This window comes from Micromonospora sp. ATLC20, from assembly GCF_057196585.1.
In genome coordinates, this window is record NZ_JBXUOV010000039.1 from 1 (window position 1) to 19,827 (window position 19,827).

General features: G+C 73.6%; 14 protein-coding genes. 10 read left to right on the forward strand and 4 right to left on the reverse strand.

Annotation, left to right across the window (positions count from 1 at the left end; all coding sequences use genetic code 11):
• Window positions 1-87: 87 nt before the first annotated feature.
• Both AC2CHG_RS11460 and AC2CHG_RS11465 read right to left on the reverse strand, forming a co-directional pair.
• Complete coding sequence (locus AC2CHG_RS11460; RefSeq protein ID WP_167796872.1) at window positions 88-477, reverse strand: VOC family protein; 390 nt, start codon at window positions 475-477, stop codon at window positions 88-90.
• Between the two features lie 133 nt (window positions 478-610).
• Entirely contained in the window at window positions 611-1,321 is a 711-nt protein-coding gene (locus AC2CHG_RS11465) for a hypothetical protein (RefSeq protein WP_262014563.1), read from the reverse strand.
• 187 nt (window positions 1,322-1,508) lie between these two features.
• Between AC2CHG_RS11465 and AC2CHG_RS11470 the strand changes: the two genes are divergently transcribed.
• Complete coding sequence (locus AC2CHG_RS11470) at window positions 1,509-2,351, forward strand: class I SAM-dependent methyltransferase (RefSeq protein WP_484524707.1); 843 nt, start codon at window positions 1,509-1,511, stop codon at window positions 2,349-2,351.
• Between the two features lie 30 nt (window positions 2,352-2,381).
• Complete coding sequence (locus tag AC2CHG_RS11475) at window positions 2,382-3,695, forward strand: cytochrome P450 (protein ID WP_484524708.1); 1,314 nt, start codon at window positions 2,382-2,384, stop codon at window positions 3,693-3,695.
• A gap of 63 nt (window positions 3,696-3,758) precedes the next feature.
• Here the strand turns inward: AC2CHG_RS11475 and AC2CHG_RS11480 are convergent, their stop codons facing one another.
• Both AC2CHG_RS11480 and AC2CHG_RS11485 read right to left on the reverse strand, forming a co-directional pair.
• Window positions 3,759-4,508, reverse strand: a complete 750-nt coding sequence (locus AC2CHG_RS11480) for a helix-turn-helix domain-containing protein (RefSeq protein WP_484524709.1) — start codon at window positions 4,506-4,508, stop codon at window positions 3,759-3,761.
• 296 nt (window positions 4,509-4,804) lie between these two features.
• Entirely contained in the window at window positions 4,805-6,688 is a 1,884-nt protein-coding gene (locus AC2CHG_RS11485; RefSeq protein ID WP_484524710.1) for an AfsR/SARP family transcriptional regulator, read from the reverse strand.
• 122 nt (window positions 6,689-6,810) lie between these two features.
• Here AC2CHG_RS11485 and AC2CHG_RS11490 point away from each other — a divergent pair, with 122 nt between their 5' ends.
• The 8 genes from AC2CHG_RS11490 (at window position 6,811) to AC2CHG_RS11525 (ending at window position 19,598) form a co-directional block, all read left to right on the forward strand.
• Entirely contained in the window at window positions 6,811-7,869 is a 1,059-nt protein-coding gene (locus tag AC2CHG_RS11490; RefSeq protein WP_262014558.1) for an IS630 family transposase, read from the forward strand.
• A 115-nt stretch (window positions 7,870-7,984) separates the two neighbouring features.
• Entirely contained in the window at window positions 7,985-8,950 is a 966-nt protein-coding gene (locus tag AC2CHG_RS11495; protein WP_262014557.1) for a DUF1702 family protein, read from the forward strand.
• A gap of 71 nt (window positions 8,951-9,021) precedes the next feature.
• Window positions 9,022-10,860, forward strand: a complete 1,839-nt coding sequence (locus AC2CHG_RS11500; RefSeq protein ID WP_484524711.1) for a CRTAC1 family protein — start codon at window positions 9,022-9,024, stop codon at window positions 10,858-10,860.
• Window positions 10,861-10,874: 14 nt separating this feature from the next.
• A complete protein-coding gene (locus AC2CHG_RS11505) occupies window positions 10,875-11,816 on the forward strand; it encodes an enediyne biosynthesis protein UnbU (RefSeq protein ID WP_366624943.1) in 942 nt (313 codons plus the stop codon).
• Window positions 11,813-17,521, forward strand: a complete 5,709-nt coding sequence (locus tag AC2CHG_RS11510; RefSeq protein WP_484524712.1) for a type I polyketide synthase — start codon at window positions 11,813-11,815, stop codon at window positions 17,519-17,521. Before AC2CHG_RS11505 ends, AC2CHG_RS11510 begins: the two co-directional genes overlap by 4 nt.
• On the forward strand, window positions 17,518-17,976 hold the full coding sequence (locus tag AC2CHG_RS11515) for an acyl-CoA thioesterase (protein WP_262014553.1): 459 nt from the start codon (window positions 17,518-17,520) through the stop codon (window positions 17,974-17,976). Before AC2CHG_RS11510 ends, AC2CHG_RS11515 begins: the two co-directional genes overlap by 4 nt.
• Entirely contained in the window at window positions 17,973-18,647 is a 675-nt protein-coding gene (locus tag AC2CHG_RS11520) for an NAD(P)-binding domain-containing protein (protein ID WP_484524713.1), read from the forward strand. Before AC2CHG_RS11515 ends, AC2CHG_RS11520 begins: the two co-directional genes overlap by 4 nt.
• 24 nt (window positions 18,648-18,671) lie before the next feature.
• Window positions 18,672-19,598 (forward strand): hypothetical protein, encoded by a 927-nt coding sequence (locus AC2CHG_RS11525; protein WP_262014551.1) that lies wholly within the window; start codon window positions 18,672-18,674, stop codon window positions 19,596-19,598.
• Window positions 19,599-19,827: the final 229 nt, after the last annotated feature.

A 19,827-nucleotide genomic window follows, 5' to 3' on the forward strand; every position in this document is an offset into this window, starting at 1 on the left:
CGGCGCCCCCCGCGCCGCCAAAACCGGCGCGACGCGGCGGGGGGGGCGGGACCCCCCCCCCCCCCCCCCCCCCCACTGTCGTGTCCGTCAGTCGCCGGACTCCTCGACGATCATCACGCCGTTGCCGTCCGGGTCCTCCACCGAGAAGAACGCGCCGAACGGGGCGTCGAAGACCGGCGACGCCTCCACGCCCGCCGAGGCCAGCTCGTTGTGCAGGCCCTTGACGTCCTTGCACGCCACGGAGATGTGCTGCGCTCCGGGGCGGAGGCCGCCCACGCCCCAGGTGGCGAGCACCACTGTGGTCTCGCCTCCCGGAGTGCCCAGCTGCAGCCAGCGCAGGCCCGGCTCCGGCGGCATCTCGTCCGGGGTCATCTCGTGGTCATTGATCACCTCGAATCCGAGGCGGGCGTAGAAGTCCTTCGCCTTGTCCTGGTCGGTGACCGGGATGGTGATCAATGTGATGTGGCTGATTCCCATGGAATTTCCCATCTCACGGCATATGGGCGAACAGTGCGATCATCCTACCGAACCGGTCCCCGTTGTGCATGCCTGAGACGCGCATGTCCGGCGCGGATTGTCATGGTCGCGCCGGACGAGTGCGATGGCGAGATCAGTTCGATTTCACCATTTCCCGGCGCAGGGTGTCGGCCGCGTTTCCGGTACGCATTTCACACACCCGGACGAGCGTGTCGTAGGCGACGAGCGCCCCGCGTACCGTCTCGTTGTAGAGATCCTGCGCGGCCACGCCGAGGTCGCGCATGGGCTGCATGAACAGCAGGAAGAACGCGTTGAAGTCGTACCCGTTCAGGATCTCCTCGCCGATCGGCTCCATGCGCTGGAGCAGCTGCACCCGCACCCGCAGCTTGCGCAGGTAGGCGATGCGCGCCTGGGCCATGCCGGCGAAGCCGCCCTCGCCGGCCTGAACCAGCCGGTTCTCGAAACACTCGTCCCGGCCCTTCGCCAGCGCGAGCGCGCTGTACCGCTGCAGCTCCCCGTACTCCCGGACGGCCGTGTCGATCTGCTCCACGGTCCCGTCCAGGGCGCGGAAGGTCTGCGAGTAGGTCTTCAGGACGCCCGCCATCTGCTCGGCCACGTTCGCGGCGTCGAACGAGCCGTCCGGTGACACGGCTCCGGCGGAGGCTTCGACGACGTACCGCACCGTGTCGTCCAGGCAGGCCAGCGAATCGAGGCAGTCGCGAACCGCACGCAGCGTCGCGCCGGTCGCGACCGCGTCGGACACCAGACCGGTGACGATCTCGGCGGCGTCCCCGGCGGCGTAGTTGGTCGGGGGGCACTCATTGTGTAGACCCAGTACACCCACAGCTTCCTCCCTCAATGGTGATCGAGCTCTCCCTCGACCCTAGGGGCGTCGCGGGGGCCGGGACTTCTCCTGTGTTGCCCGCCGGTACGACCGGCCGGGATAGGCAAGCGGCGAGAAGCCGGGCCGCGGACGGGCGCGAAGAATGATCGCGGAGAGCGCGGCGAACCTGCGGAAAGGGTGGTGCCCGATGCCCGGCGACGCGACGACGGATGCGGTGTCGACTCCGGAGCTGGCGGAGGTGTTCGACCGGGCGGCGCCACGCTACGACCGCACCGGCGTCCGCTTCTTCGGCCCGATCGGCGCTCGCCTGGTGGCGGGGCTCGATCTGCGCCCGGGTGAGGACGTGCTCGACGTCGGCTGCGGGCAGGGCGCCTGCACCGTTCCCGCCGCCCGCGCCGTGGCGCCGAGCGGCTCCGTGATCGGGATCGACGTGGCACCGGCCATGGTGGAGGGCGCCCGCGCGGAACTCGCCGACGAGGGACTGACGAACGCGGAGGTACGGGTCGGTGACGCGGCCACACCCGGCTTCGCTCCGGCCCGTTTCGACGCTGTCGTCGCGGGCCTGGTGATGTTCATGCTGCCCGACCCGGCGGACGCCGCGGCCCGCTACCGCCGGCTGCTGCGCCCGGGCGGGCGCTTCGCGATGACCACGTTCGGCGCCGACGACCCCGCGTTCTTCCACGTCACCGACGCCGTCGTGCCGTACGTGGACGGTGGCATGCCCCCGGTACCCGGCCGCACCGACAACCCGTTGCGCTCGAAGGAGGGGATCCACCGCCTGCTGCGCGACGCCGGCTTCGCCGACACGCGGATCGAGGACGAGACGCTCGACCTGGAGTTCACCGACCCGCGGCAGTGGTGGGCCTGGCTGTGGCAGACGGCCGGCCGGATGGTGCTCGAGCGGGTGCCCGCGGAGCGGCTCGGTGCGGCACGGGCGGCCGCCGAGGCCCGGATGGAGGAGGTCGCCGCCGACCGCGGACGCCTGGTCGTGCACTGGAACGTCTGGTACTCGTACGCCACCGCCGGCTGACTCCGAGCCCGTCCCGAAGGGGGATCCGTCATGGCCGCAACCAGCCCGCCGACGTTGCAGGGCCTGCCGCTGTTCGGCAACGCCTTCGCCTTCATGCGTGACCCGGTCGCGCTGGCCCGCGCCGGCTACGCCGAGCACGGTCCCGTGTTCGCGCTGCGGATGGGGCCGCGGCGCTCGGTCGTCGTGGCCGGCGTCGCGGAGAGCCGGCACGCGATCGCGCTGCCCGAGACGATCCTCGCCGTCCAGCCGGTGTACCAGTGGCTGAAGCCCATGTTCGGCGCGGTCATGCAGGCCGCCGACCACCCGGACTACCTGCGTCAGCGGGCCGCGTTGCTGCCCGCCTTCCACAGCCGCAACCACGCGGACTACCTGGCCGCCATCATCGGTGAGACGAGCGACTGGATGGACCGGCTCGGCCCGCGCGGCGAGTTCGACGCGCGCGCCGACCTGGAGCGGCTGAGCATGGACATCGCCGTACGCCTGTTCCTGGGGTCCGGCTTCCGCGCCCGGCACGGCGACCGGTTCCGGTCGCTCTTCCTCGACATCGCGGCCGGGATGGAGTTCTTCCTGCCGGCCAACCTGCCGACGCCGCGCCTGCGCCGGCGCGACCGCGCGCGCCGGGAGATGTTCGAGCTGATGGGGCCGCACCTGCGGGCGGTCCGGGAGGATCCGGACACCGGCCGGTACGGCTTCCTGCCGCACCTGCTCGCGGGCGGCGCGGCCTTCGACGACGAGACCGTCATCGGGCTCATCCTGATCCTGGTGTACGCGGCGTACGAGACGACAGCGGCCCAGCTGGCCTGGTCGCTCATCCTGCTGCTGCAGCACCCGAAGGAGCTGGCGGCGATGGAGGAGGAGATCGCCGACCTGCCCCGGCACGCCGGCGACTGGACCGTCACGGATCTGCACCGGCAGCGACGGCTGTTCGAGGCGCTGCTGGAGTCCCAGCGGCTGCGGCCGGTCACGACGCTGCTGACCCGGCAGACCGTCACCGCGTACGAGGTCGGCGGTTTCACCGTGCGGGCCGGCTGGCAGACGCTGTTCTGCCCGCCCGTGACGCACCGCGTGCCGGAGGTGTTCCCGGACCCGGACCGGTTCGACCCCGACCGGTTCAGCAAGGACCGCGACACGGACGGCCGGGCGGCGGCCGGCCTGCTCAACCTCGGCGGCGGCCTGCACGCCTGCCTGGGCGCCCGCTTCGCCGACCTGGAGATGAAGGCGGTGCTGGCGATGCTGACCCGCTCGTACGACATGGAACTGGGGATCGCCGAGCCGCGGCAGGCGCCGGGGCTGGGTGTGGCCCGGCCCGCGTCGTGCCCGGTGCGGTACACCGCCCGGTCCTGACCTCGTGGCCGTCGGTGGACCCGGTTCCACCGACGGCCACGGGCACCGGCGCGGCCGGGGATCTCAGCGGACCTGCGCCCGCCTCGGCCCGGCCTGGGACTCGAGCATCAGCAGGGGGAACGCGAGCAGCAACGGCGGGTCCAGCAGGGCCGGCCGGCGCAGCGGGATGCCGACCGCGACGGTGGCCTGCGCCGCGACCGGCTCGTCGGGGATCTCGGCGGAGCCGACACAGATGCCGGCCGAGGACTCCTCGGTGAGGACCTCGCCGATGGTCACGTCGGTGCGGGCGCTGACCGCGAGCACGCTCGCCCGGCCCGCCGTCGCGAGCGGTAGCGGGAACACCCCCGGCGAGAGGATCGCGGCGCAGGACGAGGGCCGTTGCTGCGGTATCCCGGACCGGAAGGTGGCGACCACGGTGAGGCCCGGGTGGCCGTCGGGGCGGGCCCCGACGTGGAGGAGCGCGAACGGCTGACGTGCGGGGGCCGGTGGGGTGGAGACCAGTTCGCGCAGGGGCACGTCCGCGACGGCCCGGCCGTACGTACGGAAGCGGCCGGGTGACACACCGACGAGGCGGGTGAACTGGGTGGTGAAGGTGCCGAAGCTGGAGTAGCCGACCGCCATGCTGATGTCGGTCGCGCTGGCGTCACTGCCGAGGAGCCGGCGTTTCGCCTCGGCCATCCGCACGGCGGTGAGGAACCGGCCCGGCGTGACGGCGGTCAGCATCCGGAACACGCGGTGGAAGTGGAACGGGCTCATCAGCGAGGCCCGGGCGATGTCGTGCAGCCGGTGTGGCTCGTCGAGGTGGCGCCGCATCGATGTCACCGCCTGGGTGATCGCTCCGATGTGTACGGAAGCGGCGGGCGCGGTGGTGGTCCCTGTTTCGTGGACGGCAGGCATGGGGCGTCGGACCTCCTGAGGGGATTGCGGAGATCGATCAACGACGGCAGCAGCAGGGCCGGATGGACGTCGGCGGAGCGCTGTCCGACTCGATGCTATAAATTCATATAGCAATCGGCAAGCCCATGAGAGCTATGTGTGAACAGTCCGCCACGGTAGGTGCTGCACCGGTTGGAGGGTAGCTGCGCCATTTTCGGCACCGGCAATCGATTTCATGGGTTTGTTTCCCGGCAGAGCGCATTCGCCACCGAGGGCAGCGCGCCGAAACGGTCGAGCAGTTGCAGACCGATCCGGCGGATTGTCCGCAACATTCGATAGGACGTGCCGTGCTCGTCGTGCCGCGCCATCAGGAGCGACTTGTCGACCAGGCGGTTGAGTAGCGGGCGCAGATCGATCCGGACGTCCTGTTCGCAGTAGGAGCGGGCCGTCTTCTCGACCATGTCCGGGCTCACCGGTTCCTCCATCCCGCTGACCAGTGCGAGGCACTGCTGCTCGGCGAGCGTGAGCCGGTCCACTGTGCGTACCACCGCCGCGTGCAGCGAACGGTGGTGCGCGGGCGTGCCCCGGTGGCTCGCGTCCAGCAGCCGCAGCGGATCGCGGCACTGCTCGGCCAACTCGGGCAGACCGGTGGTGCGCAGCACGCGGGCGGCCAGTTCCAGCGCGAGCGGCAGGCCGTCGAGCCGGCGGCAGACGGTGGCGACCAGGGCGCAGTTGTCCTCGTCCACGGAGAAGGACGGGCATGCCTGGGTGGCGCGCCGCGCGAACAGCGCCACGGCGGGCACGCTCAGCAGCGTCACCGGGTCGGCCGGTGTCTCCGGCCCTGGCGGGCGGAGCGGGCCGATCGTCAGGATCGTCTCGTACGGCAGGCCGAGCAGTTCCCGTGAGGTGACCAGGACGCGAGCCTGCGGACAGAACCGCAACAGGTCGTCGACGAGCCCGGCGCAGGACTCCAGGACGTTCTCGGCGTTGTCCAGGAGGAGCAGGAGCTGCCGGCCGGCCAGATCGTCGAACGGCCGGGCCGCAGCGGCGTGACGCTGCGGGAGCATCGGGTGCAGGGTCCGCCGTACCGCGTCGGCCGCGTCCGCGGCGCCGCAGGCAGTGGCCAGGTCGACCACCGCGACGCCGTCGCGGAAGTCCCCCCTGGCGGCTGCTGCCGCCGCGCGCGCGACGGCGCTCTTGCCCACCCCCGCGGGCCCGCTCAGCGTGATCAGCCGCTGCTGGACGAGCAGGTCACGCAGCTGTCGCAGCTCGGCCTCGCGGTCGATCAGCGGGTCGACCGCCGGTCCCGGCCCGAGCCAGCCGCCGGCCGGAGGGCCCGGGACTCGGCTCCCGCCGGCGGCGACCAGTTGCCGGTGCACCCGGCGCAGCTCGTGGCCGGGTTCGACGCCCAGTTCGGCCTGCAGCCGGGTGCGGATCCGGTCGTAGTGGGACAGCGCCGAGGCGCCGTGGCCGGCGCGCCGCTGGGTCTCCAGGTAGAGCGCCTGCGCGGCCTCGTTGAGGGGGTCAACCTGGGCGAGACGTTCGGCGGTGGGCAGGACCGCGACGGCGCCCTTGCTGGTCAGGCCGGCCCGGACGTACGCCATCGCCACTGTGGTCCACTTTCCCCGGAGCAGGGTGACGTCCTCGCACCCGGGCAGCAGGGACTCGAGATCGGTGGTCAGCGAGGCGGGCCACTCGCCGAGTGCCCGGCGCAGCAGACCGTACGCCTCGCCGGCGGCGCCGGAGGCCAGCAGTTGCAGCCCGTGGTCCGCGTGGCTGTGGAAACGGCTGACATCCACCGCGTCCGGTGGCAGCCGAAGCTGGTAACCGGTGCCGCTGTGCCCGATCACGTTGGTGCGGCGCCGCGCCGGTGTGTCCGGCTCCATCACCTGGCGCAGCCGGGCGATGTACGTGTGCACCAGCGACTGCGGCGTGCCGGGCGGCTGGTTCTCCCAGAGCGCCTCGATGATCTCGTCGATCGGCACCGGGGTGCCGTGGCGCAGGGCCAGCAGGGCGATGATTGCCCGTTGTTTGCGGGGCCCGAGGTCGACCTTGCGGGAATCGATTACTGCGTGGGTGGCGCCGAGGACTTTAATCTCCACAATTGCCGCACGCAACACGTTGCCCCCAGGTCGCCCGTATCGACGTCAACCAACGTCAGAGTAGTAATTACTTCGGGAAACCTGAAGTGCACAAATATTGCGCCGTAAATTGGTTTTCTATATGTAGCCTGGGTTGCGTGCCGAGGACCGGGCGGCCGAAGGCCGAGTTGGTGTTGACCGACGAGGAGCGCGCGACGCTGGTGCGCTGGTCGCGTCGGGCGAAGTCCTCCCAGGCCCTGGCGCTGCGGTGCCGGATCGTCCTGGCGTGCGCCGAACCCGGGGCGACGAACGCCGCCGTGGCGGCCGACCTCGGGGTGTCGCGGCCGACGGTGGGGAAGTGGCGCAGCCGGTTCCTGCAGCGGCGTCTGGAGGGTCTGGCCGACCGCGACCGGCCCGGCCGGCCGCCGTCGATCGGCGCCGACCGGGTGGAGGAGGTGCTGGTGTCCACGCTGGAGGAGACACCTCCGGGTGCCACCCACTGGTCCCGCAGGTCGATGGCCGAGAGGACCGGGCTCTCGCGGTCGACGGTCGGGCGGATCTGGCGCCGATTCCACCTCAGGCCGCACCGGGATCCCCCGTTCAACCTGTCGACCGACCCGGTGTTCATGGCGAAGGTGGTCGACGTGGCCGGGTTGTATCTGAACCCGCCGGCCGGCGCGGTCGCGCTCGTGGTGCACGAGACGGCACGGATCCCGCCGGGACCGCCGACGGCGCCCGGCCGGCCTGTCCCGGAGCACCCGCGCGCCGGCGCCGCCGGCCTGTTCGCCGCGCGCACCGTGGCCGACGGCGCCACCGCGGGCCGCCGGTACCGGGCGGCGGATCTCAAGAGGTTCCTCGCCCGTGTCGACGCCTCGGTCCCCGCCGAGCTGGACGTCCACCTCATCTGGGACAACCACGGCGCGCACCACGCCCCGGCCATTACGTCCTGGCTGGACCGGCACCCCCGCTTCCGCGCGCACGTCACCCCGACCGCTTCGGCCTGGGTCACGCAGCTCGACCGCTGGTTCGGCTTCCTCGCCGAGCAGATGGTCCCGCGCGGCACCCCCCAGTCCGTGCAGGCCCTGGAGGCCGGCCTCAGCGCGTGGGTCGCGGAGCGGGACGAGAACCCCGGCCCGTTCACCTGGGCGAAGACGACCGACGAGATCATCGAATCCCTCGGTCGATTTAATCAACGGACATCTGGCGCGGGCGAGTAGTGAGATCAGCCGCAGAAACGCGATTTCGTTACTATATGTAATTCAAGTTTTACTCAAGAACGGATGTGCAGACTGGCGCCGCACGGACACTGTGGACCGACTCCGCGGGAGCGTCATGAGAACCGACAACGCCACGCTCGACGAAACCCGCCCCCGTAGCTGGCGCCGCCTGCTGCATCAGCCGGACCGCCTCGCCGACTTCACGGTCCGGGGCTTCGCGTCCGACCCGCCCGAGCTGCGCGCCAGGCTGGAGACCGCCGCGGGAACCTTCCTCGACGGCTTCAACGAGGGACTCGCCGCCCCCGCCGGCGCGCCTCCGCGATTCGACGACCAGCCGGACCACCTGCGCGGCTTCGCCGTCGAAGGGCTGGCCATGCAGGCCGCACTGCTCGACCTTCTCGTCCCGGGCAGCCGTCGGCTGCCGGCCGTGCTGCGCCTGCACGGCCCGGCCCACATCCACCTGATCCACGTCGGCGTGGGCTGGGCGATGGCCAAGCTGCGCTGGCCGTTCTGGGCCCGGCTGTCCGGCCTGGATCCGCTGCTGCGCTGGCTCGCGCTCGACGGCTGGGGCTTCTCGGCGGGCTTCTTCGCCGACGCCGGTGGGCTGCGCCGCATCACCGCCCACCCGCGCCGGTGCTCCGAGCGCTGCGCCATCCGCTACCAGGGCGTCGGCCGCAGCCTGTGGTTCCGGGGCACCGCGGTACCCACCCGGGTGGCGGACCTCGTCGGCACGCTGCCGCAGTGGCACCACGGCGACGCCTGGAGCGGTGTGGGCCTCGCCGCCGCGTACGCCGGCGGGGTGTCGCCGGAGGGACTCGCCACCCTGCGCGAGCGTGCCGGAGCGCACGCCGGTGACCTCGGCCAGGGTGTGGCCTTCGCCGCCGCCGCCTGGCAGCGCAGCGGCTGGACCCCGCCCGAACTCGCCACCACCGTGCACGCGCTCACCGGCACCGACCCGCGTACCGCCGCGGACTGGACCCGCGAGGCCGAGGCCGGGCTCCGCACGCCCGCCACCGGCCCGGTCGAGTACCAGACGTGGCGGCAGCGCATCCGGGCCCGCGTGCTGCTCGCGTCGCTCTGATCCGCCCGCGACCATCCGAGGGGGAACCTGTGCCGTCCGCTGTTCGTAGAACGCTCGTACCCGCCCTGGCCGTGCTGCTGTGTGTCGTGGCCGGTCTGTTCACCCGGCTGCCGTCGGTCTCCGCGTCCGACGCCGACGCCCTGAGCGCCCGCTTCGCCTTCACGCCCGCCCCGCTGAACGCCGCCGGGGACACCCGCCGGCTCCGCGAGGTCCAGCCCGCACTGGACCATCTCGCCGCGTGGATCTCCGCGGTCGGCGCGGGCGTCGGCCTCGGCGACTTCGACGGCGACGGCCTGCCGAACGACCGCTGCCTGGTCGACCCCCGCGACGACTCGGTCACCGTGGCGCCGGTGCCCGGCACCGGTGAGCGGTACGCCGCCGTCACCCTCCAGCCGGCGGGTGTCGCGTACGACGCCCGCACCACGGCGCCCATGGGGTGCCTCCCCGCCGACTTCAACGGCGACGGCGCACTCGACGTCCTGGTGTACTTCTGGGGCCGCGTACCGCTGCTCTACCTGCGCCAGCCCGGCGGCGGCGCACCCGGCGCCGCCGGCTTCCGGGCGAGCGACGTGGTCGCTCCCGGCGAGATCTGGAACTCGACCACCGCGAACGTCCTCGACGTCGACGGCGACGGCGGCCTGGACATCCTGATCGGCAACTACTTCCCGGACGGCGCCCGGGTGCTCGACCGGACCGCCGCCGACGACCCGTTGATGCGGATGCAGGACTCCATGTCCCTGGGCCGCAACGGCGGCCGCAACCGCCTCCTGATGTTCGACGGGAACACCCCCACCGCCGGCGGCGCGCCCGTTCCCGCGTACGCCGACCGGTCCGACGCCTTCACCACCGACCAGGCGCGGGCCTGGACCCTGGCCACCGGGGCGCAGGACCTGACCGGCGACGGCCTGCCGGAGATCTACTTCGCCAACGACTTCGGGCCCGACAACCTGCTGGTGAACGAGTCCCGTCCCGGCCGGCCCGAGTTCCGCGAGGTGAGCGGCACGCGCGACCCGCTGGCCCCCAAGTCCAAGGTGATCGGGCACGACTCGTTCAAGGGCATGGGCGTCGCCTTCGACGACCTGAACGCCGACGGCCGGCCGGACCTGCTGGTCAGCAACATCACCTCGCCGTTCGCCCTGCAGGAGAGCAACTTCGCCTTCGTCAGCACGGGCGGCCGGTTCACCTCCGGGCGCGCGCCGTACCGGGACCGCAGCGAGGAACTCGGGCTGTCCCGCAGCGGCTGGGCCTGGGACATCAAGGCCGCCGACTTCGACGCCGACGGCCGCCGCGAGATCACCCAGGCGGTCGGCTTCCTGCACGGCGGGACCGACCGCTGGGCCGAACTCCAGGAACTCGCGATGGCCAACGACAACTTCCTGAAGTACCCGTGGGCCTGGCCGAACTTCCGGCCCGGCGACAGCCTGTCCGGGCACGAGCGGAACCCCTTCTTCGTACGTGGGCCGAACGGCCGGTTCGTCGACGTGTCGAAGCGGCTGGGGATGACGAGCACCCAGGCCTCCCGGGCCATCGCCGTCGGCGACGTCGACCACGACGGGCGGCTCGACATGGCGGTCGCCAACCAGTGGGCCGCCTCGGAGCTGTTCCGCAACACCGGTCCGGCGGCGACCCACCTCGGGCTGCGGCTGGTGGTGCCCACCACCAACGGCGCGACCCGGGCGGCGATCGGCGCCCGCGTCGAGGTGCGCCGCGCCGACGGTACGACGCTGACCGACCAGCTCTACCCCGCCAACGGACACACCGGCGTGAACGCCGACGAACTGTACTTCGGCCTCGGCGGCAGCCCGTCCGCCCAGGTCCGGATCACCTGGCGCGACGCCGCCGGACAGCACGAGACGAGCACCACGCTCGCCTCGGGCTGGCACACGGTCACGCTGCGACCCGAGTCCTGATCGAGGAGAGAACCATGGCCAACAAGGACCCCAGGATCGTCGCGCTGCGCCGGTTCGCCCTGTCCATCACCGTGTTCACGCTGCTGGGGCACACGGTCCTCGGATTCGAGCAGTCGTGGCTCACGCCGATCGCCGCGCTGCTCACCGCGTACACCCTCGAGCTTCTCCTGGAGACGCTCGAGGCCCGCGTCGAGCGCCGCCCGGTCCGCTACCGCGGCTCCGCCGTCGATCTCCTCAACTTCCTGCTGCCCGCGCACATCGGCGGCCTGGCCTGCGCGATGCTGCTCTACGGCAACGAGCGGCTGTGGCCCACCCTGTTCGCCGTCACCGTCGCGATAGCGAGCAAGTACGTGGTGCGGGTGCGCTTCACCGCCGGGGGACCGGCGAAGCACGTCCTCAACCCGAGCAACTTCGGCATCGTCGTGACGCTGCTCTGCTTCACCTGGGTGGGGATCGCACCGCCGTACCAGTTCACCGCGAACATCAACGGGATCTGGGACTGGGTGGTGCCCGGCGCGATCCTGGCCGCCGGCACGATGCTCAACGCCATGCTGACCCGGCGCGGGCCGCTGGTCGCCGCCTGGGTCGCGGGCTTCGCCGCGCAGGCGGTGCTGCGGTCGGTGATCTTCGACCACGCTCTGGTGGCGGCGCTCCTGCCGATGACCGGCGTGGCGTTCGTCCTGTTCACCAACTACATGATCACCGACCCCGGAACCACCCCGCACGCGCCGCGCCGGCAGGTCGTGTTCGGTCTGGCCACCGCGGCGGTCTACGGCACGCTGGTGCTCCTGCACATCGAGTTCGGGCTGTTCTTCGCGCTCACCACCGTGTGCGTCGGCCGCTGGGTGGTGATCGTGGCCGCCCGCCGGATCCGCGAGCGGCGGCAGCCGGTCACCGGACCCGGTGCGCCGGAACGCGCCTCCCAGCCCGCCGTCCCGGTCGGAGCCCAGGCATGACCGGCACGAGAGCCCCGATCGTCGTGGTGGGCATGGCCTGCCGGTACCCGGACGCCGCGGACCCGGGGCAGCTCTGGCAGACGGTGCTCGGGCGCCGGCGTGCCTTCCGGCCTCTGCCGCCGGAACGGCTGCCGGTCGCGGACTACCACCGGACCGGACCCGACGAGGTCGACCACACGTACGTCGACCGCGCCGCCGTCCTCAGCGACTGGGTGTTCGACCGGTCCCGCTTCCACGTTCCCGGTGAGGTCTTCCGGGCGGTCGACCTGACCCACTGGCTGGCCCTGGAGGTGGCCGCGGACGCGCTCGCCGACGCCGGCTGCCCGGCGGGCGCGGGCCTACCGAACGACCGGGTCGGCGTGCTGCTCGGCAACTCGATGACCGGCGAGTTCAGCCGCGCCAACGGGCTTCGCCTGCGCTGGCCCTACGTGCAGCGGCTGCTCGCCGAGACGCTGGCGGGACTGGACCTGTCGGACGCCGAGCGGGAGAAACTGCTCGCCACCGCGGAGGACCGGTTCAAGGAGCCGTTCCCGCCGCCGGGCGAGGAGACGCTCGCCGGGGCCTTGTCGAACACCATCGCCGGCCGGATCTGCAACCACTTCGACTTCCACGGCACCGGCTACACGGTCGACGCCGCCTGCGCCTCGTCGCTGATGGCGGTCACCACGGCCGCCCGGATGCTCGCCGACGGCGATCTCGACGTCGCGCTGGCGGGCGGTGTGGACCTCAGCCTCGATCCGCTGGAGCTGGTCGGCTTCGCCCGCGTGGGCGCGCTGGCCACCGGCGACATGCGGATCTACGACTCGCGGCCGACCGGGTTCCTGCCGGGGGAGGGCTGCGGGATCCTGGTCCTGTGCCGTGAGGACTTCGCCGCGGAACACGGCCTGCGGCCGTACGCGCGGCTGCACGGCTGGGGCACGTCGTCGGACGGCAACGGCGGGCTGACCCGGCCCGAGCCCGCCGGCCAGCTGCTCGCGCTGCGGCGCGCGTACGACCGGTCTGGTCTCGCTCCCGAGCAGGTGTCGTTCGTGGAGGGGCACGGCACCGGCACCGCTGTCGGCGACGAGACCGAACTGTTCGCGCTGCGCGACCTGCACGCCGGCCGCCGCCTCCCGGCGGTGCTCGGCAGCGTGAAGGCGAACATCGGGCACACCAAGGCGGCGGCCGGAGTCGCCGGGATGATCAAGGCTGTACTCGCGATCCACCACCAGGTGATCCCGCCGACCACCGGCTGCGAGTCACCGCATCCCGCCCTGGCCGCCGTCGGGTCGCCGCTGGTGGTGACCGACGAACCGACGCCGTGGCCCGGCCCGGACCGGTACGCGTCGGTCAGCGCCATGGGCTTCGGCGGCATCAACGCCCACGTGGTGCTGGGCGGGATCACGCCCACCACCCGCCGGGTCGTCACCGACGCCGAGCGCCGGGCCGCCCGCCCCCTGCCGTCCCACGAGGTGGTGGTGTGCGCGGCGGCCGACCGCGCGGCCCTGACCGCGCGGCTGACCGACCTGGCCGACCTGGCCGGCCGGCTGTCCCGGGCGGAACTGGGTGATCTAGCGGCCACGCTGGCCGCGGAGCCGGTCGCGGAGGGCGCCGTCCGGTTCGCCGCCGTGGTACGCGACCCGGACGGCCTGGTCCGCGCCGCCCGGCGCGCCGTGACCGCGCTGGCCGACGCGGACACCGAGCTGTTCGACCCGGAGGCCGGTGTCTTCCTCGGCGCCGGCGCGGCGCCCCGGATCGGTTACCTGTTCTCCGGACAGGGATCCCCGGTCCGTCCGGGCGCGGGCGCGCTGGGGGAACTGCTCGACGGGCCGCTCGCCGGCGGGTACGACTCGGAGGTCGAGATCGCGGCGGGCGGCGTTCCGGACACCGCAGTCGCCCAGCCCGCCATCCTGCGGGCCTCGCTCGCCGGTCTGACCTGGCTGCGCCGGCTCGGCGTGGAGGCCGAGGCGGCCGTCGGGCACAGCCTCGGCGAGATCGGCGCGCTGTGCTGGGCGGGGGCAGTGGACGACAAGGAAGCCCTCGACCTGGTACGCGTTCGCGGCCGGCTGATGAGCGACGCGCCGGGTCGCGGCGCGATGGCCGCCGTCGCCGGGCCCGCGGACCGGGTCCGCGAGCTGCTCCGCCCGGGCCCGGTCGTGGTCGCCGGGGAGAACAGCGCGGAGCAGTGCACGGTGTCCGGCCCGGCCGCGGAGGTGGCCCGGTTCGTCGCCGGCGCCCCGTCCGCCGGCCTGCGGGCCACCGCACTGCCGGTCTCGCACGCCTTCCACTCGCCGATGATGGCTCCCGCGAGCCGCGCCCTGCGCGATCACCTCACCGGACTCGCCGGGCGGGCACCCCGACGGCCGGTCTGCTCCACGGTGACCGGTGACTGGCTCGACACCGGCACCGACCTCGCCGACCTGCTCACCCGTCAGCTCGTCGAACCGGTCCGCTTCCGCGACGCGCTGGCGCGCCTGGCCGAGCGAACCGACCTGCTGATCGAGGTGGGCCCCGGCGCCGTACTGGCCGGGCTGGCCGCGGGCCTGCCGGACGCCCGCGTGGTGGCTCTCGACTCGGGCGCGCCCGGCGCGCACGGCATCGCCACGGTGACCGCCGCGCTGTTCGCGACGGGCGCCGGGCCGGACGTGGGCGCCTACTACGCGCACCGGGCGTCCCGCCGGCTCACGCCGGACTGGCGGCCGGTCTTCCTGCGCAACCCCTGCGAGGGCACCGGCGGGCCGGCGCGGTCGCCGCAGCCGCCTCGTCCCCGTCCGGTGCCCGCCACGCCGACATCCGCCCCGCCCGTGGTCACCGTGGACGACACCGACCTGCTGAGCGCCGTCACCCGGCGGGTGGCGGCCATGGTCGAACTCGACGCGGCCACGCTGCGCCCGGACACCCGGCTCGTCGCCGACCTGCACCTCAGCTCGCTGCGGGTCAGCCAGCTCGCCGTGGACGCCGCCGCGGCGGTCGGCCGGTCGGCGCCCGCGGTCCCGGCCGCCCTGGCCGACGCCACCATCGAACAGCTCGCCGCGATGCTCGCCACGCTGCCCGCAGCCGGGGAGGTCGACGCCCCGCCGGCCGGCATCGCCAGTTGGGTGCGCGCCTTCACCGACCGGTTCGTCGAGTCGGCCGCCCCGACGACCAGGCCGGGCGCCCGGCGCGGGTGGACGGTGCTCGGTACCGAGGACCACCCGCTGAGCAAGGGGGTGGCCGAGCACTTCCCGCTCGCCGACACCCCGGACGCGCGGTTGCTGCTGCTGCCACCGGGCCTCACGGTGCCGGCGGAGCTGGTCGTGACCGCGCTGCGCGCCACCGCGGCCGACGGGCTGCCGCTCGTGGTGCTGCACCACGGCGGCGTGGGTGCCGCGGTCGGCCGCAGCATCGCCATGGAGCGGCCGGGCGCCGCGGTGATGGTCGCCGAGACCCCGGTGGACGACCGCTGCCTCAAGCTCGTCGCCGAGGCGTCCGTCGACTGGACCGGCTACGTCGAGGTCGTCTACGACGAGGACGGTGTCCGCACCACCCGGGTCGCCGCTCCGCTCGCGCTGTCCCGCCGGGACGAGCGCATCCCGTTGGCTTCGGGCGACGTGCTGCTGGTCACCGGCGGGGCGAAGGGCATCGGGCTGGAGTGCGCCGCCGCGGTGTGCCAGGCCACCGGCGCCACGGCGGTGCTCTTCGGGCGCAGCCCCGGCACGGACCCGGAGGTCCGGGACGGTCTGGACCGGCTGACCGCGCTCGGGATCACCGCCGGCTACCACGCCGTCGACGTCAGCGACGGGCCCGCCGTCACCGCCGCCGTCACCGCTGTCCAGGAGCGGTACGGACCGGTACGCGGGCTGCTGCACGCCGCCGGCCACAACACGCCGCGGCGGATCGAGGACGTGACCGTCGAGGGTCTCCGCGCGACGCTGGCACCGAAGGCCGACGGCTTCGACCACCTGGTCGCGGCCCTCGGCGACGATCTGCGCTTCGCCGTCGCCTTCGGATCCGTCATCGGGCGCACCGGGTTGACCGGCCAGTCGGAGTACGCCGTAGCCAACGAGTGGCTCGCCCGGCGCTGCGCGGAACTGACGCGGGAGCGGCCCGGCACCCGTTGGCTGACGGTGCAGTGGTCGGCCTGGTCCGGCGTCGGTATGGGGGTCCGCCTCGGCGTCCTCGACGCGCTGGTGCGCGACGGGCTCGAGCCGATCAGCGTCCCGGCCGGCACCGACCTGCTGTTGCGCCTGCTGGCGGCGCCGGACACCGGGCCGTGCGTGCTGGCCGCCGGCCGGCTGCCCGCCGGACCGACCCTGCGCTACCGCGACGACGACCGCACCGGCGGGCGGTTCGCCGAGCGGGTGCTGGCGCTGACGCCGGGGGTGGAGAGCGTCCTCGGCGCCACCCTGACCGCCGGCACCGACCCCTACCTGTCCGACCACGTCGTCGACGGCGTCCCGCTGCTGCCCGCCGTGCTGGGGCTGGAGGCGATGACGCAGGCCGCCACAGCGCTCACCGGGGCGCCGGGGACACCGGTGCGCCTCACCGGCGTACGGCTCGAACGGCCGGTGACGGTGACCGACCGGCGCGACATCCGGGTCGCGGCGCTGGTCCACGACGACGGCCGGGTGGAGACCGCGCTGCGCAGCGACGACACCGGCTTCGCGGTGGACCACTTCGCGGCGGTCGTGACCACCGGCGCCGTGCCGGCACCCGATCCGGCGGTGCCGGCGCCGGCCGTGCGGCTCGGGGAGCCGGGCCTGCCGGCGACGGGCCTCTACGGCGGCCTCTACTTCCACGGGCCCGCGTTCCGGCGGGTGCGCGGATATCACGCGCTGAGCGCGTACCGGTGCGTGTTCTCGGTCCGCGCCGAACCCGGCACCGCGTGGTTCGGCATGTACCTCGACGCGTCGCTGCGGCTCGGCGACCCGGGCGCCCGTGACGCCGTGCTGCACGGGCTGCAGGGCTGTGTCCCGGACCGGCGCGTGCTTCCGGTCTCCGTCGAGCGGATCAGCGTGTGGCACCGGCCGTCCGGCGTGCTCACCGTCACCGCCCGGCAGCGCGCGGAGGACGGTGCCGAGTTCGTCTACGACGTGCTGGTGACCGACGAGTCGGGACGCCCGGTCGAGGAGTGGACGGGGCTGGTCCTGCGCGCGGTGGCCGAAATCGGCTGGTCCGAGATGCCGGCGTTCCTCGCCGGTCCGGCAGTGGCCCGGCGGCTGCGGCACCGGCATCCCGGCATCGACGCCGCGGTGCTCCCCGCGACGCGTGGCGACGGCGGACCCACCGTCCGGTTGGCCGACTGGCTCGACGGCGCCGCGCTGGGCGAGCCCGCAGGCGCGCGGCACGCCGGTGACGGTCGGGTCACGGCGCCGGGCGGCGGTGGCGTCTCGGCCAGCCACCTCGACGACCTCGTGCTCGTGACGGTGGCCCCGGGCCCGGTCGGCGTCGACTGGGAACGTGTGGACGACCGCCCGCCGCCGCTGGAGGAACGGCACCGGGCCCTCGCCGTGCGGCTGGCCGCCGAGTCCGGGGAGGACGAGGCCGTCGCGGCCGTCCGCGTGTGGACGGCGATCGAGGTGACCCGCAAGCTCGGGCTCGGGCCCTCGGCGCCGTTGGTGTTCACCGGCCGGGAGCCGTCCGGCACGCTCGGCCTGCGCAGCGGCGACCACGTGCTGAGCAGCGTGCTGCTGCGGACGGCCGGGGACGCGCGGCAGGTGGCGGTGTGCGTGGGGACGCCGGCATGAGCGCCCCGGTCTACCGCTACCGGCACCGGGTGACGTTCGACGAGACGAACCTGGTGGGAAACGTCTACTTCGCCCACTACGCCCACTGGCAGGGGCACTGCCGGGAGCACTTCCTCGCCGAGCAGGCGCCCTCCGTGCTCGCCGCCCTGTCGGACGGGCTGGCGCTGGTCACCGTGTCGATGTCGGTCGACTTCTACGCCGAGAGCCACGCCTTCGACACGGTCGAGATCGAGATGTCGCTCGTCGAGCTCAACGGCAATCGCATCACGATGGGCTTCGACTATCGCCGGGTCCGCCCGGACGGCGCTCCCGCCGAGCTGATCGCGCGGGGCCGGCAGACGGTGGCCGTCATGGAGCGGGTGGACGGCCAGTTGCAGCCCGCCCCGGTGCCGGCCGACCTGGCGGCCGCGCTCGCCGTCTACCGCCGTCCCGCGGCGGGGGTGTGGGTCCGATGACAGTCGGCGTCATCGGCTGCGGGCGGATGGGCGTCGCCGTCACCCGCGCGGTCGCCGCCGCGCGCTGCAGCGTGCTGCTCGCCGGACGGACACCCGGGGCGGCGGCCGCCGCCACCGCCGGCGTGCGGGGGGCCTTCGCCGCCGACATCCGCGTCGTCCTCGAACGGGCCTCCCTCGTCGTGCTCGCCGTTCCGCTCGGTCCGGCCTGCCGGGTGCTGACCGAGACCCCGGTGCCGGGCCGGGGCCGTCCGCTCCTGGACGTCACCAATCCGGTCCTCGGCGGGGAGGAGGTGCCGCCCGGCTCGTCGGGGGCCCACCTGATCGCGGCGGCGGCACCCCCCGGCTGGCACGTCGTCAAGGCGCTGAACACCGTTCCCGCGGCGATGGTCGGCGAGCCGCTCTGCGGCGGGCTGCCGGTCTCCCTGCCGCTGGCCGGCGACGACGCCGGGGCCAAGGGGGCCGCCGGTGCGCTGCTGTCCCGGCTCGGCTTCGCGCCGATCGACGTCGGCGGGCTCGAACACGCCCGGGAGTTGGAGTCGCTGGCCGTGCTCCTCCAGGCCGTCAACCAGCGCCACGGCGTACACGGGCGGATCGGGCTGCACATCTGCGGCCCGGACGGCCCGGTGCGGTCGCTCCACACACCCGCGGTGCCGGGTGTGCGTCTCCCGTAACCGATCACCCATCGAGGAGGAACCATGTCCGTAGCCGACCGGGAAGCAGTTCCGGTAGTCACCGTCGACGCGACACCGCAGGGCCGCACCGCCACGGCCCTCGGCTTCGCCGTGGCGGGCGCGGTGGCCGGGGTGCTGCTCGCCGTCGCCTGGTCCTTCACCTTCGTCGACTCGGTGATCGGCGACAACATCGCCAACTCGCTCCTGGGTCACGACGCCAAGGCGACGGCGATCGGCGGCTCCGTCGCCGGGCTCGCCTTCGCCTTCGTGTCCGGCCTCGCCGGCACGTTCACCGCCTGCAACGTCGCCGCGTTCGGGATGGTCCCGCAGGTCACCAGGGAGACGACGAGGTCCGGACTGCGCGGGCTGCTCGCCCCGCTGGGCTGGCTCACCGCCGGCAGCATGGCGGTCGCGCTGACCTACGGCGCCGTGGGCGTGCTGCTCGGGGACCGCCTGCCGCAGCTGTCCACCGCGACCACGGCCGGCGGCGTACCGGTGCGGCTCGTGCAGGCGTCCGTCGTCTTCGGGCTGGCCGGCCTGGCCCTGCTCTACCTCGGCCTGGCGGCGTTGAAGCTGGTTCCGGATCCGTTCGCCGGCCGGCCGCGGGCCCGCCTGGTCGCGATGGGCGTCATCATCGGCGCCTTCCTGATCGGCCGCCCGTTCCCGCTCTTCCACAAGCTCTTCCTCTACGCGGTGGCCGACGACAACCCGGCGTACGGCGCGGCCGTCTTCGGCCTGCAGACGCTCGGCAACATGCTGGTGATGGTCCTCGTCGTGGTGATCGCGTCGAGGCTGACCGGCGGGCGCCTGCTCACCGCCCCGAGCCGGCGCGGCACCGTGCTGTCGGGCGTCGCGCTGGTGCTCGTCGGCGTGTTCCTCATCGTCTACTGGGACGTACGGGTGCCGGCCCTCTTCGGCGTGGGCTGGTTCCCGACCGCTCCCTGGAACTGAGCCCTGCCGCCCCGCTGCCGGTGCCGGCTCAGCGGGCGCCGGCAGCGGGGCCGGTCCCTGTCCGGCGGCGTGCCGCACCGGTCGGTAGGCGGGTGACCTGCGTTACCTCTCGCCGAGACGGGAATGTGATCACCGAGGGCGCATTTGACTCACTGTGTGAGTGCCGCACCCTCCCGCGCCCGGTCGCACGACCGGGCCGGGACGCCCCAGACGACCGATGCCGCCCCGA